The organism is Ornithinimicrobium sediminis, from assembly GCF_021272345.1.
GTDB lineage: Bacteria > Actinomycetota > Actinomycetes > Actinomycetales > Dermatophilaceae > Ornithinicoccus > Ornithinicoccus sediminis_B.
In genome coordinates this window covers 22,092-37,036 of sequence record NZ_JAJSDQ010000009.1, presented here as the reverse complement: position 1 = coordinate 37,036, position 14,945 = coordinate 22,092, and the positions used below count along the sequence as shown (strand labels likewise).

13 protein-coding genes are annotated in these 14,945 nt (G+C 70.4%); 8 read left to right on the top strand and 5 right to left on the bottom strand.

Features of this window, described 5'->3' with window-relative positions:
* Window positions 1-39 precede the first annotated feature (39 nt).
* From LVO85_RS15195 to LVO85_RS15180, 4 genes are all read left to right on the top strand, one after another.
* A complete protein-coding gene (locus LVO85_RS15195) occupies window positions 40-1,380 on the top strand; it encodes a DivIVA domain-containing protein (protein ID WP_232748343.1) in 1,341 nt (446 codons plus the stop codon).
* A 183-nt stretch (window positions 1,381-1,563) separates the two neighbouring features.
* Window positions 1,564-2,022, top strand: a complete 459-nt coding sequence (locus LVO85_RS15190) for a TraR/DksA family transcriptional regulator (RefSeq protein ID WP_232748342.1) — start codon at window positions 1,564-1,566, stop codon at window positions 2,020-2,022.
* Window positions 1,995-2,594 (top strand): signal peptidase II, encoded by a 600-nt coding sequence (lspA, locus tag LVO85_RS15185; RefSeq protein WP_232748341.1) that lies wholly within the window; start codon window positions 1,995-1,997, stop codon window positions 2,592-2,594. The genes LVO85_RS15190 and lspA overlap by 28 nt, the downstream gene beginning before the upstream one ends.
* Window positions 2,591-3,520 (top strand): RluA family pseudouridine synthase, encoded by a 930-nt coding sequence (locus LVO85_RS15180; RefSeq protein ID WP_232748340.1) that lies wholly within the window; start codon window positions 2,591-2,593, stop codon window positions 3,518-3,520. The genes lspA and LVO85_RS15180 overlap by 4 nt, the downstream gene beginning before the upstream one ends.
* Window positions 3,521-3,544: 24 nt before the next feature.
* On the opposite strand, the gene LVO85_RS15175 is transcribed toward LVO85_RS15180, so the two are convergent.
* Window positions 3,545-4,285: a hypothetical protein gene (locus tag LVO85_RS15175; RefSeq protein ID WP_232748339.1), complete on the bottom strand. Its 741-nt coding sequence runs from the start codon at window positions 4,283-4,285 to the stop codon at window positions 3,545-3,547.
* A 170-nt stretch (window positions 4,286-4,455) separates the two neighbouring features.
* On the opposite strand from LVO85_RS15175, the gene dnaE reads away from it, so the two are divergent.
* Both dnaE and LVO85_RS15165 read left to right on the top strand, forming a co-directional pair.
* The gene (dnaE, locus tag LVO85_RS15170) at window positions 4,456-8,007 is read left to right on the top strand and encodes a DNA polymerase III subunit alpha (protein WP_232748338.1); all 3,552 of its coding nucleotides are present in this window, start codon (window positions 4,456-4,458) and stop codon (window positions 8,005-8,007) included.
* A gap of 24 nt (window positions 8,008-8,031) precedes the next feature.
* Window positions 8,032-10,155 carry a S9 family peptidase gene (locus LVO85_RS15165; RefSeq protein ID WP_232748337.1) on the top strand — a complete coding sequence of 708 codons (2,124 nt, stop codon included), beginning with the start codon at window positions 8,032-8,034 and terminating at the stop codon, window positions 10,153-10,155.
* A 36-nt stretch (window positions 10,156-10,191) separates the two neighbouring features.
* Here the strand turns inward: LVO85_RS15165 and LVO85_RS15160 are convergent, their stop codons facing one another.
* Window positions 10,192-10,374, bottom strand: coding sequence for a Flp family type IVb pilin (locus tag LVO85_RS15160; RefSeq protein WP_232748336.1), 183 nt, complete (start codon window positions 10,372-10,374; stop codon window positions 10,192-10,194).
* A gap of 184 nt (window positions 10,375-10,558) precedes the next feature.
* Between LVO85_RS15160 and zwf the strand changes: the two genes are divergently transcribed.
* Entirely contained in the window at window positions 10,559-11,995 is a 1,437-nt protein-coding gene (zwf, locus tag LVO85_RS15155) for a glucose-6-phosphate dehydrogenase (RefSeq protein ID WP_232748335.1), read from the top strand.
* 10 nt (window positions 11,996-12,005) lie between these two features.
* Here the strand turns inward: zwf and LVO85_RS15150 are convergent, their stop codons facing one another.
* Window positions 12,006-12,791: an ABC transporter permease subunit gene (locus LVO85_RS15150; protein WP_232748334.1), complete on the bottom strand. Its 786-nt coding sequence runs from the start codon at window positions 12,789-12,791 to the stop codon at window positions 12,006-12,008.
* On the bottom strand, window positions 12,788-13,690 hold the full coding sequence (locus tag LVO85_RS15145; protein ID WP_232748333.1) for an ABC transporter ATP-binding protein: 903 nt from the start codon (window positions 13,688-13,690) through the stop codon (window positions 12,788-12,790). Before LVO85_RS15145 ends, LVO85_RS15150 begins: the two co-directional genes overlap by 4 nt.
* A 78-nt stretch (window positions 13,691-13,768) precedes the next feature.
* Here LVO85_RS15145 and LVO85_RS15140 point away from each other — a divergent pair, with 78 nt between their 5' ends.
* A complete protein-coding gene (locus tag LVO85_RS15140) occupies window positions 13,769-14,203 on the top strand; it encodes an HIT family protein (protein WP_232748332.1) in 435 nt (144 codons plus the stop codon).
* On the opposite strand, the gene LVO85_RS15135 is transcribed toward LVO85_RS15140, so the two are convergent.
* Window positions 14,172-14,891 carry a potassium channel family protein gene (locus tag LVO85_RS15135; RefSeq protein ID WP_232748331.1) on the bottom strand — a complete coding sequence of 240 codons (720 nt, stop codon included), beginning with the start codon at window positions 14,889-14,891 and terminating at the stop codon, window positions 14,172-14,174. The two genes, LVO85_RS15140 and LVO85_RS15135, sit on opposite strands and share 32 nt — an antisense overlap.
* Window positions 14,892-14,945 lie beyond the last annotated feature (54 nt).

Below are 14,945 nucleotides of genomic sequence, written 5' to 3'. Positions count from 1 at the left end.
AGAGGCTGGACCAGCGACTACCCGGAGCGAGGTGAACCCATGGCGTTGTCTCCCGAGGACGTCATCAAGAAGAGCTTCAAGCCCACGCATCTCAAGCGTGGCTACGACGAGACCGAGGTCGACGACTTCCTCGACGAGATCGTCGTCGAGCTGCGTCGCCTCGGGTCCGAGAACGACTCCCTGCGCACCGACCTCGAGGACTGCCGGGCCAGCAAGGGTCTGGACGACGACCACACCCAGGCCGTGGCAGCTGGGGGAGACCTGGGGGTCGACCAGGAGCAGCTGGCCAAGGTGCGCCGCGAGCGCGACGAGCTGGTGGCCGAGCTGGACGACCTGTCCCAGCGGGTCGAGCAGAGCCGCGCCGCCGCCGAGGAGGCCGAGCAGGACGCCCAACGCCGTGTCGAGGCCGCGCGCCGTCAGGTCGAGGAGGCCGACGCCGCGCACGGTGAGTCCACCGACCGCAGCCGTGAGCAGCTGGACGGCGAGCTGAGGCAGCTGCAGGAGCAGATCGACGCGGCCCGCGCCGAGGCCGAGCAGGTCGAGGCCGCCAAGCAGGAAGCCGAGGAGGCGCGTCAGCGCGCCGAGGCCGCGGCCCGTGAGGCCGAGGAGCGCCTCGCCCAGGCACAGCAGCAGCCGGTTGCTGCCGCGCCCGCTGCGCAGCCGGCACCCGTCGACGGCGGTCCGTCCGTGGAGGACCCGACGACGATCATCTCCCTGGCCCAGCGCCTGCACGACCAGCACGTCAGCGAGGGCGAGACCACCAAGGTGCGCCTCATCGGGGAGGCCGAGTCCTACCGTGACCGGGTCGTGAGCGAGGCCGACGAGAAGAGCACGCAGCTGGTGGAGTCTGCGCAGCAGCGCCACGACGAGCTGGTCGGGTCCGGCCAGCGTCAGCACGACGAGCTGGTGGAGTCGGGCCAGCGTCAGCACGACGAGCTGGTCAACACCGGTCAGCAGCGTCACGACGAGCTGGTCAACACCGGTCAGCAGCGTCACGACGAGCTGGTCAACACCGGTCAGCAGCAGCACGACGACCTGCTCAGGACCGGTCAGGAGCAGCACGACGAGCTCGTCACCGCCGGTCAGCAGCGTCACGACGAGCTGGTCGCGGAGGGGCAGTCGACCCACGACCGTCTGGTGCACGAGGGCCAGACCACGCACGACCAGCTGGTAGCCGAGGGTCAGTCCACACACGACCAGATGATCGGTGAGGCCGAGCAGCGGCGCACGAACGTGCTCACCGACCTCAGCAGCCAGCAGTCGACGCTGAGCACCAAGATCGAGGAGCTGCAGACCTTCGAGAGCGACTACCGCAGCCGTCTGCGCGGCCTGCTCTCCGAGCAGCTCGGTCGTCTGGACCAGGACGAGCAGCAGCAGTGAGGCGCATCTGACATCACGCTCCGGACGGCGGCGCGGGCACCCGAGTGGGTGCCCGCGCCGTCTTTTGTCGCACTGCGTGTCACGCTGGTGTGCCACCCCCCGTTGTGCTGGTCAGACACCTCGCCTATTCTTCGGCCACACCCGCGCCGCATCTGGGCGGCGCACGGGCATGAAGGGGACACCGTGACACAGAGGTCAGCCGGGGCAACTGCAGCCTCACGAAGGGCGCGCGGCGCCAAGGTGCGCGTCCACGAGCTGCCGGTCCTGCAGGAGGAGGAGCCGTGGACTCCTGAGGAGCTGGCCGAGGTCCGGGCCGAGCTGGAGGCGGACGAGGCCAGGCTTCAGGGGGAGCTCGACGAGGTCGAGCACGACCTGGTCGTCCTCATGCGTGAGAGCGGTGAAGGGTCCGGTGACGACCAGGCAGACGCCGGCGCCGCCACGTGGGAGCGGGAGCACGAGCTGAGCCTGGCGAACAACGCCCGGTCGCTGCTCGACCAGACGCACCACGCGCTGGAGCGCATCGCCGAGGGTGAGTACGGCGTGTGCGAGTCCTGCGGTCGTGCCATCGGCAAGATGCGGCTCCAGGCGTTCCCGCGTGCGACCCTGTGCATGCCATGCAAACAGAAGCAGGAGCGCCGCTGACCTCCGACGACCCCGACCCCGCTGCTGGGACCGTGCCCCCGGACGCGGTCGTCGACCCCGCGGTGGCTCGTCGCAACTTCGTGGTCGTGCTCGCCCTCGGGTCGGTCTGGGTGCTCGTCGACCAGCTCACCAAGATCTGGGCCGTCGACGCGCTCACCGACCGCGACCCGGTGCCCGTCGTGGGCGAGCTGCTGCAACTGCGGCTGCTCTACAACCCCGGCGCGGCCTTCTCCCTGGGCACCGGCAGCACCTGGATCTTCACGGTGCTGGCCTCCGTCGTCGTCGTCATCATCATCTGGCAGGCACGGCACCTGGGCAGCAGGGGCTGGGCGATCGCCCTGGGCCTGCTGCTCGGCGGTGCCTCCGGCAACCTCGTCGACCGGCTCACCCGGGAGCCCGGCTTCGGCCGCGGCTACGTCGTGGACTTCCTGGCCCTGCCCAACTTCCCGGTCTTCAACGTCGCCGACATCGGCATCACCTGTGCGGCCACGCTCATCATCCTGCTGGCCCTGCGGGGCATCGGCCTCGACGGCCGCCGCGAGTCCGACGAGGCACCCGAGGCGACCCCGTGAGCCAGGAGCGCGTGCTGCCCGTCCCCGACGGCCTGGACGGTGAACGGGTGGACCTGGCGGTGTCCCGTCTCACCGGGGTCTCCCGCAGCCGTGCAGCCGACCTGGCCGCCGACGGGATGGTGCTCCTCGACGGCGACACCGTGGGCAAGTCCGATCGCGTCATGTCGGGGGCGATGCTGGCGATCACCATCCCCGCGCCCCGCGCCGCGCCCGAGCTCGAGGTGGTCGCCGAGCCCGTCGAGGGCATGCGCATCGTCCATGACGACACCGAGATGGTGGTCGTCGACAAGCCGGCCTACGTGGCTGCACACCCCAGCGTGGGCTGGCACGGGCCCACGGTCGTCGGGGGGCTCGCCGCCGCCGGCTACCGCATCTCCACCTCCGGGGCTCCCGAGCGCCAGGGCATCGTGCAGCGCCTGGATGTCGGCACCAGCGGGCTCATGGTCGTGGCCAAGTCGGAGCGCGCCTACACGGTGCTCAAACAGGCCTTCCGGGACCGTAGCGTCGACAAGACCTACCACGCGCTGGTGCAGGGCCTGCCGGACCCGCACGAGGGCACCATCGAGGCCCCCATCGGTCGCCACCCCGGGCACGACTACCGGTTCGCGGTGATGAGCTCGGGCCGGCCCAGCACCACCCACTACGTGCTCGTCGAGGCGCACCGCTCGGCCAGCCTGCTGGAGATCCACCTGGAGACCGGACGCACCCACCAGATCAGGGTGCACTTCTCCGCCCTGCACCACCCGTGCTGCGGCGACCTGACCTACGGCGCCGACCCCGCCCTGGCGAAGCGGCTGGGCCTGAAACGCCAGTGGCTGCACGCCACGAAGCTCGGCTTCGAGCACCCCGGCAGCGGTGAGTACGTCGAGTTCGAGAGTCCCTACCCCGAGGATCTGCAGAAGGCGCTGGACGTCATCCGCGGGTAGTCGAAAGCCAACTCGGCGGCAGTATCAGTACGACCATTCCCACCCCGCTTCGCCACCGGTGCTGTAGGTCGAGTACACGATGACGCCGCTGGGGTGGGCCGTGTCCAGCACGATCTTCCCGCTGGCCTTCTCCCCGGGGCCCATGTCGTACGGCAGCTCGTCGCCCTCGTCGAGGCACATGAACGAGTTGCCGTCCGAGTCGTTCTCCCGCGTCCCGCCGGGTGAGAACACGGTGAAGTCGTAGCTGCTCATGGAGAACGAGCCGAACCACTCGTCGTTCCCCAACTCGGGGAACGTCTCCACCTCGAACGTGAGGGCGACGAACGTCCCGTTCTGCGGCTCCTCCGCCCAGTCGGACGTGCAGGTGAAGTCCATCTCGATGTCCGTCAGGACGAACTCGACCAGGGTGTCTCCCGTGCTTTCGTCCGTGATGCCGGCGTACTGCCCGACCTCCTTCACCAGGTTGCCGCGGTCGCTCGTGACCCGCTCTCCATACTTGTCGGCCGCGTCGTCCTCTTCGGACGGCTCCTCCTGGGTGGGTTCCTCCGTCTCCGTGGGCTCGCCCGTCTCGTCGTCCGTGGGCTCGGGCTCCGTGGTGGTGTTCGCGGCAGTATCGGTGGGCTCCTCGGAGGTCTCGATGGTGTCGTCCTCCGTAGTCGTCGCCACGTCGGTGGTGGGCTCTGCCTCCACCGTGGTCGGTGTGTCACTGCCACACCCGGCGACGCCGATGGCGGCGACAGCCAGGAGCGTGAGCGTGTGCCTCATGGTTGTTCTCTCTTTCTCGCGCGGGGAGACCTCAGCGGTGGCATCGAGGTGAGGGCCATGGGTCCCCGCAGGGGAGAGTCACGAGACGGCGTGGTGATACACGCGCTACCTGTGGAGGCGGGCGGAGCGGCAGTCACGCGTTGTCGGCGGGGCGACCTAAGATCGTCCCGATGCCAGCGACAGCCAGCCCCGACCAGAACTTCGTCCACCTGCACAACCACACCGAGTACTCCATGTTGGACGGTGCGGCCAGGATCGACGACATGTTCGCGGTGGCCGCTGAGCACGGCATGCCGGCGATCGCGACGACCGACCACGGCTACATCTTCGGGGCCTACGAGTTCTGGTCGAAGGCGCGCAAGCACGACGTCAAGGCGATCATCGGGCTGGAGGCCTACGTCACGCCGGGCACGCACCGCACCGACCGCACCCGGGTGAAGTGGGGCGACGGCGGGCGCGACGACGTCTCCGGCGCGGGTGCCTACACCCACATGACGCTGCTGGCGCGCAACAACAACGGCATGCACAACCTCTTCCGGATGGCCTCGCTGGCCTCCCTGGAGGGCTACTACTTCAAGCCGCGCATGGACCGTGAGCTGCTCAACACCTACGGCCAGGGCCTCATCGCCACCACCGGCTGCCCCTCCGGGGAGGTGCAGACCCGGCTGCGGCTGGGGCAGTACGACAAGGCAGTGGAGGCCGCCGCGGAGTTCCGCGACATCTTCGGCGCGGAGAACTACTTCTGCGAGCTGATGGACCACGGCATCGACATCGAGCGTCGGGTGCGGCACGACCTGCTGCGCCTGGCCCGTGACCTGGGGCTGCCGCTGCTGGCCACCAACGACCTGCACTACACCCGCCGCGAGGACGCGCAGGCGCACTCGGCGCTGCTGTGCGTGCAGTCGGGCTCGACGATGCAGGACCCCAACCGCTTCAAGTTCGACGGCGACGGCTACTACCTGAAGTCGCCCGGCGAGATGCGCGAGGTCTGGCGCGAGCTGCCCGAGGCGTGCGACAACACGCTGCTGGTGGCCGAGCGCTGCAACGTCTCCTTCACCGAGGGGGAGGGGCGTTTCATGCCGCGCTTCCCCTGCCCCGAGGGTGAGGACGAGACCAGCTGGTACGTCAAGGAGGTCGAGGCGGGCCTGCACCGCCGCTACCCCGAGGGCATCCCCGACTACGCGCGCAAGCAGGCCGACTACGAGTCGACCGTCATCATCGACAAGGGCTACGCCGGCTACTTCCTCGTCGTCGCCGACTTCATCAACTGGGCCAAGGCCCAGGGCATCCGGGTCGGCCCGGGCCGTGGCTCGGGCGCGGGGTCGATGTGTGCCTATGCCATGGGCATCACCGACCTCGACCCGGTGCCGCACGGCCTCATCTTCGAGCGCTTCCTCAACCCCGAGCGGGTCTCGATGCCCGACTTCGACGTCGACTTCGACGACCGGCGCCGCGGTGAGGTCATCCGCTACGTCAGCGACAAGTACGGCGAGGACCGGGTGGCGATGATCGTCACCTACGGCACCCTCAAGGCCAAGGCCGCGCTCAAGGACTCCGCTCGGGTGATGGGCTTCCCGTTCGCCATGGGCGAGCAGCTGACCAAGGCGATGCCGCCCTCGGTCATGGGCAAGGACATCTCGCTCACCGGCATCACGGACGAGGGCGACAAGCGCTACGGGGAGGCCGCCGACTTCCGGGCGCTCATCGCCCAGGACCAGCACGCCGCCGAGGTCTTCGAGACCGCCAAGGGCATCGAGGGGCTCAAGCGCCAGTGGGGGGTGCACGCCGCCGGCGTCATCATGTCCTCCGAGCCGCTGATCGACATCATCCCGATCATGAAGCGGGAGGCCGACGGGGCGATCATCACCCAGTTCGACTACCCGACGTGTGAGCAGCTCGGCCTGGTCAAGATGGACTTCCTGGGGCTGCGCAACCTCACGATCCTCGACGACGCGATCAGCAACATCAAGACCAACCGCGACATCGACATCGACCTCGACGTGCTGTCCAAGGACATGACCGACGTCGAGACCTACAAGCTGCTCGGCCGCGGCGACACCCTGGGCGTGTTCCAGCTCGACGGCGGCGGCATGCGCCAGCTGCTGCGGCTCATGCAGCCGGACAACTTCGAGGACATCTCCGCCGCCCTCGCGCTCTACCGCCCCGGCCCGATGGGCGCCAACGCGCACACCAACTTCGCGCTGCGCAAGCAGGGCAAGCAGGAGCTCGACTTCATCCACCCCGAGCTCACCGAGGCGCTCACCCCGATCCTCGGGATGACCTACGGCCTGATCATCTATCAGGAGCAGGTCATGGAGATCGCCCAGAAGCTCGCCGGCTACACGCTCGGCAAGGCCGACCTGCTGCGCCGGGCGATGGGCAAGAAGAAGCGCGAGGTGCTCGACGCGGAGTTCGTCGGCTTCGAGCAGGGCATGCTCGACAACGGCTACTCCGCCGACGCGGTCAAGACGCTGTGGAGCATCCTGCTGCCGTTCTCCGACTACGCGTTCAACAAGGCGCACACCGCGGCCTACGGGCTGGTGTCCTACTGGACGGCCTACCTCAAGGCCAACTACCCGGCGGAGTACATGGCGGCGCTGCTCACCAGCGTGCGCGACGACAAGGACAAGACGGCGCTCTACCTCAACGAGTGCCGCCGCATGAAGATCTCGGTGCTGCCGCCCGACGTCAACGAGTCGCTGGCCAACTTCGCCGCCGTCGGCACGGACATCCGCTTCGGCCTGGCCGCGATCCGCAACGTCGGCCGCAACGTCGTCGACGCCATCGCCGCCACCCGTGAGGAGAAGGGCGCGTTCACCTCCTTCGAGGACTTCCTGCGCAAGGTGCCGGCCGTGGTCTGCAACAAGCGCACCATCGAGTCGCTCGTCAAGGGCGGGGCCTTCGACGAGCTCGGGCACACCCGCCAGGGGCTGGTGAGCATCCACGAGCGGTATGTCGACGCGCTCGCCGAGGAGAAGAAGCAGGAGGCCATCGGCCAGGAGTCGCTCTTCGGCGGCTTCGACGACGGCGCCGACGCCGGGTCGGTGCAGCTCGTCGCGCTGCCACCGGTGCCGGAGACCGAGTGGGACAAGCAGGTGCTGCTGTCGTTCGAGCGCGAGATGCTCGGGCTCTACGTCTCCGACCACCCGCTCAACGGCATCGAGCACATCCTGTCCCAGCACTGCGAGGGCGGCATCGCCGAGCTGTCCGAGAGCGACACCGTCCGCGACGGCGACATGGTCACCGTCGCCGGGCTCATCACCAGCCTGGTGCTCAAGCGCACCAAGAAGGGCGACGCCTACGCCCGGGTCGTCGTCGAGGACATGGCCGGCTCCGTGGACGTCGTCTTCTGGCCCTCGTCCTACCTCACCGTCTCCACGATGCTCGCCGAGGACACCGTGGCCGTCGTGCGCGGCAAGCTCAAGAAGAGCGAGGAGGGCATCGAGGTGATGGCCAACGAGCTCACCCTGCCCGACATCAAGGAGGGGCCGCGCGGCCCGGTCGTCGTCACGCTGCCGCTGGCGCGCGCCACGGACGGCCTGGCCAACCAGCTCAAGCACGTGCTGCAGGAGCACCCCGGTGCCACCGAGGTGCACGTCAAGCTGACCCAGCCGGGCCGCTCGGTGCTGCTGCGCCTCGACGACTCGCTGCGGGTGACCCCGTCACCGGAGCTCGTGGGCGACCTCAAGGTGCTGCTCGGCCCGGCGGCCATCACCACCTGACCGGCGATGACGTAGCGTGACCGCGTGACCGATCGCCTGACCCCGCCCGTTGCCGCCCGTGTCGAGCACGTCCGTGAGCACCACGGCCACCGGCTCGTCGACCACTACGAGTGGCTGCGCGACGCGACCTCCCCGGAGGTCGTCGCGCACCTCGAGGCCGAGAACGCCTACACCGAGGCGATGACCGCACACCTGGAGGGCCTGCGCGAGCAGGTGTTCGGCGAGATCCGCGACCGCACCCAGCAGACCGACCTGTCGGTGCCGGTGCGGCACGGGCAGTGGTGGTACTACGGGCGCACCGTCGAGGGCGAGCAGTATGCCGTGCACGGGCGGATCGCCCTCGGTGACAGCCCGCAGCGGCCCACCCTCGACCCGACGCAGGTGCCGCCGGGGGAGCGGGTGCTGCTCGACGGCAACGTCGAGGCCGCAGGGCACGACTTCTTCGCCCTCGGGGCCTTCGACCTCACCGCGGCGGGCGACCGGCTGGCCTACGCCGTCGACACCACCGGTGACGAGCGCTTCGACCTGCGGGTCAAGGACCTGGAGACCGGTGAGATCGTCGACGACGCGGTCACCGGCATCGGCTACGGCGTCGCCTGGTCGCTGGACGGCAGCCACCTGTTCTACACGCGGGTCGACGAGGCCTGGCGCCCGCACGAGGTGTGGCGCCACCGGGTCGGGGGACCGGCCGAGGACGACGTGCTGGTCTTCGCCGAGGCCGACGAGCGCTTCTGGATGGGGCTGGACTCCTCCCGCGACGACCGCTTCGTCGTCATCGGCCTGGGCAGCAAGAACACCTCCGAGGTGCGCATCCTCGACGCCGCCGACCCGCTGGGGGAGTTCCGCGTCGTCGCGCCGCGGGTCGAGGGCGTGGAGTACGAGGTCGAGCCCGCCGGTGACCGGCTGTGGGTCGTGCACAACCGGGACCACCGCGACTTCGCGCTGGCCTCGGCGCCGCTCACCGCGACCTCGGCGCAGGAGTGGACCCCCGTGCTGCCGGGCACCGACGGGGTGCGCATCCAGGGCGTCGACGGCTTCGTCGGGCACCTCGCGGTCTCGCTGCGCCAGGACGGCCTAACCCAGGTGCGGGTGCTCCCGCTCACCGACACCGGCGACGCCGACCTCGAGCGGGCCTACCAGGTGCCGGTCGACGAGGAGCTCTACACCATCGACGTCGGCGCCAACCCGGAGCACGACACCCGCGTGCTGCAGGTCGTCGTCGAGTCGATGGTCACGCCCCGGTCGGTCTACGACCTCGACCTCGCCACCGCCGAGCTCACCCTGGTCAAGCGTCAGCCGGTGCTCGGCGGCTACGACCCGGCCGACTACCAGCAGCACCGGCTGTGGGCCACCGCCGCCGACGGCACCCAGGTGCCGATCTCGCTGGTCGCCCGCAAGGACGTCATCCCCGACGGCACCGCCCCGGGGCTGCTCTACGGCTACGGCTCCTACGAGATCTCGATCGACCCCTACTTCTCCGTGTCGCGGCTGTCCTACCTCGACCGGGGCCTGGTCTACGCCATCGCGCACGTGCGCGGTGGCGGCGAGATGGGGCGGGGCTGGTACGAGCAGGGGCGTCTGCTGCACAAGGTGAACACCTTCACCGACTTCGTGGCCTGCGCCGACGAGATCGTCGACGCCGGCTGGGTCGCCCCGCACCGGCTGGCCGCCGAAGGCCGCTCCGCCGGCGGTCTGCTCATGGGAGCGGTGCTCAACCTGGCGCCCGAGCGCTTCCGCGTCGTGCACGCCGGGGTGCCCTTCGTGGACGCCCTGACCAGCGTGCTCGACCCGAGCCTGCCACTGACGGTCACCGAGTGGGAGGAGTGGGGCAACCCGCTGCACGAGTCACTGGTCTACGACTACATGCGGCACTACGCGCCGTACGAGAACGTGCGCGCGACCGCATACCCCGCCATCCTGGCCACCACCGGTCTGCACGACACCCGTGTGCTCTACGTCGAGCCGGCCAAGTGGGTGGCCAAGCTGCGCGAGACCGCCACCAATGACCCGCAGGAGCGCCCCGTCCTGCTCAAGACCGAGATGGTCGCCGGCCACGGGGGCCGGACCGGGCGCTACGACGCCTGGCGAGAAGCGGCCTTCGAGATCGCCTTCGTGCTCGACCAGCTGGGGGCCACCGACGTGCGGTGACGCTTCCCGGACCGGATAGATCAGGGGAACAGGCGTTCAGAAGGCGTCGATGACTGTGGTGTAGAGCGCCACCACATCCAGACCGAGTGTCCCCACGACGGCCGCAATCACTGCAGCGATGAGAGAGGCGATGAGGCCGTACTCGACCGCGGTCGCTCCGCGGTCGCGATCGCCGGACAGCGCCCGGAGGGCCGCGACCAGCTGGTCGATGGCGGTCATCTTCCTACCTCACGCTCGGTGGGACTCTGCGAGGCGGGTCGGCGACCCGGGTCCCGGGCCCCCCACACGCGTCTCGTGTGCACATCCTGCCACTCTTCGCCGGTGCCGCCAAGGTCCGACCTGCGACAGGGAAGGTCCGGACTCATCGGTTGGTGCCTCCCGGCAGACCTGACAGGGTGGTCGCATGGATGCCGCGACCACGATCGTCCTGTTCGGAGCGACGGGTGACCTGGCCAAGCGCAAGCTGCTGCCCGGGCTGCTCCACCTCTTCCAGTCCGGCCTCATGGAGGACCTGTGGGTGGTGGGCACGGCGCTGGACGACCTGGACACCGACGCCTTCCGTGAGCTGGCCCAGGAGGCCTGCCGGGAGTTCAACTCCCGCGAGTTCGACGAGGAGGTGCTCAGCGACTTCCTCGGCCACCTGGAGTTCGTGCGCGGGGAGGAGGGGCCGAAGGCGCTGGGCGACGCGGTGCGCCGGGCCGAGGAGCAGTGTGGGGAGGACGCGGGCCGGCTGCACTACCTGTCGGTGCCGCCGGCCGCGGCGCTGTCGGTGGTGCAGCAGCTGGCCGAGGCCGACCTGGTCGAGCGCAGCCGCATCATCATGGAGAAGCCCTTCGGCACCGACCTGGCCTCGGCGCGCGAGCTCAACGCCAAGCTGCACGAGGTGTTCGAGGAGGAGCAGATCTTCCGCATCGACCACTTCCTGGGCAAGGAGGCGGCACAGAACATCCTGGCGTTCCGTTTCGCCAACGGGCTGTTCGAGCCGATCTGGCACCGCAACCACATCGACCACATCCAGATCGACGTGCCGGAGACGCTCGGGCTGGAGCAGCGCGCCGAGTTCTACGAGGGCACCGGCGCCTACCGCGACATGGTGGTCACCCACCTCTTCCAGATCCTGGCGTTCACCGCGATGGAGCCGCCGACCGCCCTGGAGCCCGAGGCGATCAGCGAGGAGAAGAACAAGGTCTTCCGCTCGATGCTGCCGATCGAGCCTGAGGACGTCGTCCGCGGGCAGTACACCGGCTACCGCGAGGAGGAGGGGGTCGACCCCGAGACGGACACCGAGACATTCGTGGCGCTGAAGTGCTACATCGACAACTGGCGCTGGGCGGGCATCCCGTTCTTCCTGCGCACCGGCAAGAAGATGGCCGAGGGCGCCCGCATCATCTCCATCGCCTTCCGCGAGCCGCCGAAGTCGATGTTCCCCACCGGCTCGGGCATCGGCGACCGCGGGCCCGACCACCTCACCTTCGACCTGGCCGACCGCACCCGGATGTCGCTGTCCTTCTACGGCAAGCGCCCCGGGCCGGGCATGAAGCTGGACAAGCTGTCGATGCAGTTCTCCATGCAGGAGACCGACTGGGAGGGCTCGATCCTGGAGGCCTACGAGCGGCTCATCTACGACGCCGCCCGGGGCGACCGCACCCTGTTCACCACCGCCGAGGGCATCGAGCGGCTGTGGGAGGTCTCCGAGCCGCTCCTCGAGGACCCGCCCGTGGTGCGGCCCTACGAGGTGGGCTCCTGGGGGCCCAACCAGGTGCACCAGCTGGTGGCGCCCTTCACCTGGCGGCTGCCCTTCGAGCGCAAGTGGCGCGAGAAGAGCAACGGCCTCACCTGAGACCCGGCCCTCACACGCCGAGGTCGCGGTGCGGGAAGCGCAGCAGCCCGAGCACGAACGCCACGAGCGTCAGGGCTGCCAGCAGGGCCAGCCCGACCCCGTCGACGCCCTGCTCCAGCGGTGACTCGCCGTAGGCCCACTCCCACGGCGACAGCGGCTGCACCCAGTCGGCCAGCCGCGGGCCCAGGTTGTAGGCGAACCAGCCCAGCACGGCCACCGCCACGGTGACCCCCAGCGCGACGCCCGGCCGCCCGGTGGCGGCGCCCACGGCGAACGCGACGGCGGCGTGCACCAGCCCCAGCATCGTCAGCGCCGCCGCCCCGGCCAGGATGTGCGTCGGCGACAGGCCCATGCCGGTGATCGAAGAGATCACCGCCGTGGCGAGCGCGACCACCGCACCCAGGGCGAGCACGAAGCCCGTCAGCCCCAGCGCCCGGCCCACGTAGACGTCACGGCGCTCGGCCGCGGCGGTCACCTCGACCTCGAGCGCACCGGAGGCCTCGTCGCCGGCGACGGCCCCGACCCCGCGGGTCATCCCGGCGATGAGCAGCAGCACCGGCCCCAGCAGGCCGTAGACCGTGGACTGGGCGTAGCCGGCGCCGGAGGACAGGTCCTGGAAGCCGAACGCCTCGACCATGCCCTCGGGCAGGGAGGCCATGTAGTCGCCCATGATGTCGGCGTCCATGATGCCGAAGAAGGACAGGTACATCGTCGTCACGGCGGCCAGGCCGACGGACCAGCCGAGCAGGCCGGCCCGGGCGTCGTGCAGCCAGCGGCGGGCGATGAGGGCGCTCACCGGTCGGCCTCCTCGTCGTCGTGGTAGAGCCGCAGCACGCTGGTCTCCAGGTCGGGCGCCTCCGCGCGCAGGTGCACGACGTGGTGGGCAGCCAGGTGCTTGAGCAGCGCGTCGGGGGAGCCGTGCAGGTCGACGGTGAGCACGGTGCCGTCGGCGTGCACCTCCTCGACCCCCTCCAGCCGGCCGACCGGTGCCGGGTCGAGCGGGTGCTCGGTCTCGACGGTCACCGTGGTGCCGAGGCGGTCGCGCAGCTCGGTGAGCGGGGCGCTGGTGACCAGGCGGCCCTGGCGCAGCACCCCGACCGTCTCGGCGACGTGCTCCAGCTCGGAGAGGATGTGCGAGGACAGGAAGATCGTCTGCCCGGCGGCGCGCGCCTCGCGCACCATCACCAGGAACTCCTGCTGCATGAGCGGGTCCAGCCCACCGGTGGGCTCGTCGAGCACCAGCAGCTCAGGGGAGTGCGCGAACGCCCGGGCCAGGCCGACCTTCTGCTTGTTGCCCCGGCTGAGTTTGCCGATCCGCCGGCCCGGGTCCAGGCCCAGCCGTTCGGCATACGGTCGCCAGGCGCCGGGCGCGGCGCCGTGCAGGCGGGCCTGGTAGTCCAGCCACGAGCCGACCTCGCTGCGCCCGTCCAGCGCCAGCTCGCCGGGCAGGTAGCCGATGCGTGCCCGCAGCCGACCGCCGCCGGTGCGCGGGTCGGTGCCGAGCACCCGCACCGTGCCCGAGGTCGGGCGCAGCACGTCCATGAGGATGCGCATGGTGGTCGACTTGCCGGCGCCGTTGGGCCCGATGAAGCCGAAGACGTCGCCGGCGCGGACGGTGAGGTCCAGCCCCTGCAGCGCGTGGGTGGGGCCGAAGTCCTTGCTCAGGCCCTCGGTCTCGATGACCACCTCGCTCATCTGCGCCCCCTTCGGCGTCGGTGCCCTTCACGCTAGCGGCCCGTGGCGCGCCTGCGGGGGATGGCGCACAGTGGGCCCATGACCGACTGCCGCTTCTGCGCCGTGCTGGCCGGCGACGCCCCCGGTGAGGTCGTCGCGCGCACCGAGGGGGCCGCGGCGTTCCTGGACGTGCGGCCGGTCTTCAAGGGGCACGTGCTGGTCGTGCCGACCGAACACGTCGTGACGCTGACCGACCTGCCGGCCGGGCAGGTGCCGGTGCTCTTCGGCCTGGTGCAGCGGGTCGCGGCCGGTGTGCGCACGGCATACGGCGCGCAGGGCTCGTTCGTCGCGGTCAACAACACGGTCAGCCAGTCGGTGCCGCACCTGCACGTGCATGTGGTGCCGCGCACCAAGGGCGACGGGCTGCGCGGCTTCTTCTGGCCGCGGCACCGCTACGGCGAGGGCGAGATGGCCGCGTATGCCGAGCGGCTGCGGGCGGTGCTCAGCCCGGCCGGTCCTGGCGCAGCGCGCTGACCTCGGCCCGCAGCTCGCGCAGCTCGCCGAGCAGCACCGCCATGTCGCGCTTGGTGGCCGCCTGGGCCTGCTCCTCCTGGTCGGCGATCTTCTCCAGCAGCCAGGAGGCCAGGCTCGCCGTGACGATGCCGAGCAGGGCGATGCCGCAGAGCATGAGGGCGACCGCGAACAGCCGGCCCTCGGCGGTCACCGGGTAGTGGTCGCCGTAGCCCACGGTGGTCACCGTCACGAACGCCCACCAGAACGAGTCCTGCCAGCTCTCGATGGTCGCCTCGGGCATGCCCCGCTCGGCGTCGAGCACGGCCAGCGCGGAGATGGTGATGACCGTGGCCGTCGCGATCGCCACGTAGGTCGCCACGTGCCCGCGCAGCCGGTGGCCGGCCTGCTGCTGCAGCAGCACCAGCGCGGCGACGAGGCGCAGCGGCCGCAGCGCCGGCAGCGCGACCGCCGCCAGGTCGAGGGGATGGCTGCGAACGAACTGCCACCGGCGCTCGGCGAGCAGCAGCCGGGTGCCGTAGTCGACGACGAAGACGGCCCAGATCAGGGTCTGCACCGTCTCGCTCAGCCCGCGCCACGGCTGGGGCAGGTCGGGCGCCACGATCGGCGCGGCATACGCCACCAGGAAGACCAGGGCGAGCACGGTGAGGGCGGTGCGGGTGCGGGACTCCCAGGCATCGAGTCTGCTCATGGCGCCTATGGTGGCAGCCCGCCGCGGGTCAGCCGGTGGCTCGGTGCTCGGTGG

Coding starts and splice junctions, on each gene's coding strand:
- dnaE (WP_232748338.1), top strand. CDS start 4,456: ATGCCAGCGACAGCCAGCCCCGACCAGAACTTCGTCCACCTGCACAAC.
- LVO85_RS15175 (WP_232748339.1), bottom strand. CDS start 4,285: ATGAGGCACACGCTCACGCTCCTGGCTGTCGCCGCCATCGGCGTCGCC.
- LVO85_RS15140 (WP_232748332.1), top strand. CDS start 13,769: ATGACCGACTGCCGCTTCTGCGCCGTGCTGGCCGGCGACGCCCCCGGT.
- lspA (WP_232748341.1), top strand. CDS start 1,995: ATGCAAACAGAAGCAGGAGCGCCGCTGACCTCCGACGACCCCGACCCC.
- LVO85_RS15135 (WP_232748331.1), bottom strand. CDS start 14,891: ATGAGCAGACTCGATGCCTGGGAGTCCCGCACCCGCACCGCCCTCACC.
- LVO85_RS15195 (WP_232748343.1), top strand. CDS start 40: ATGGCGTTGTCTCCCGAGGACGTCATCAAGAAGAGCTTCAAGCCCACG.
- LVO85_RS15145 (WP_232748333.1), bottom strand. CDS start 13,690: ATGAGCGAGGTGGTCATCGAGACCGAGGGCCTGAGCAAGGACTTCGGC.
- LVO85_RS15160 (WP_232748336.1), bottom strand. CDS start 10,374: ATGACCGCCATCGACCAGCTGGTCGCGGCCCTCCGGGCGCTGTCCGGC.
- zwf (WP_232748335.1), top strand. CDS start 10,559: ATGGATGCCGCGACCACGATCGTCCTGTTCGGAGCGACGGGTGACCTG.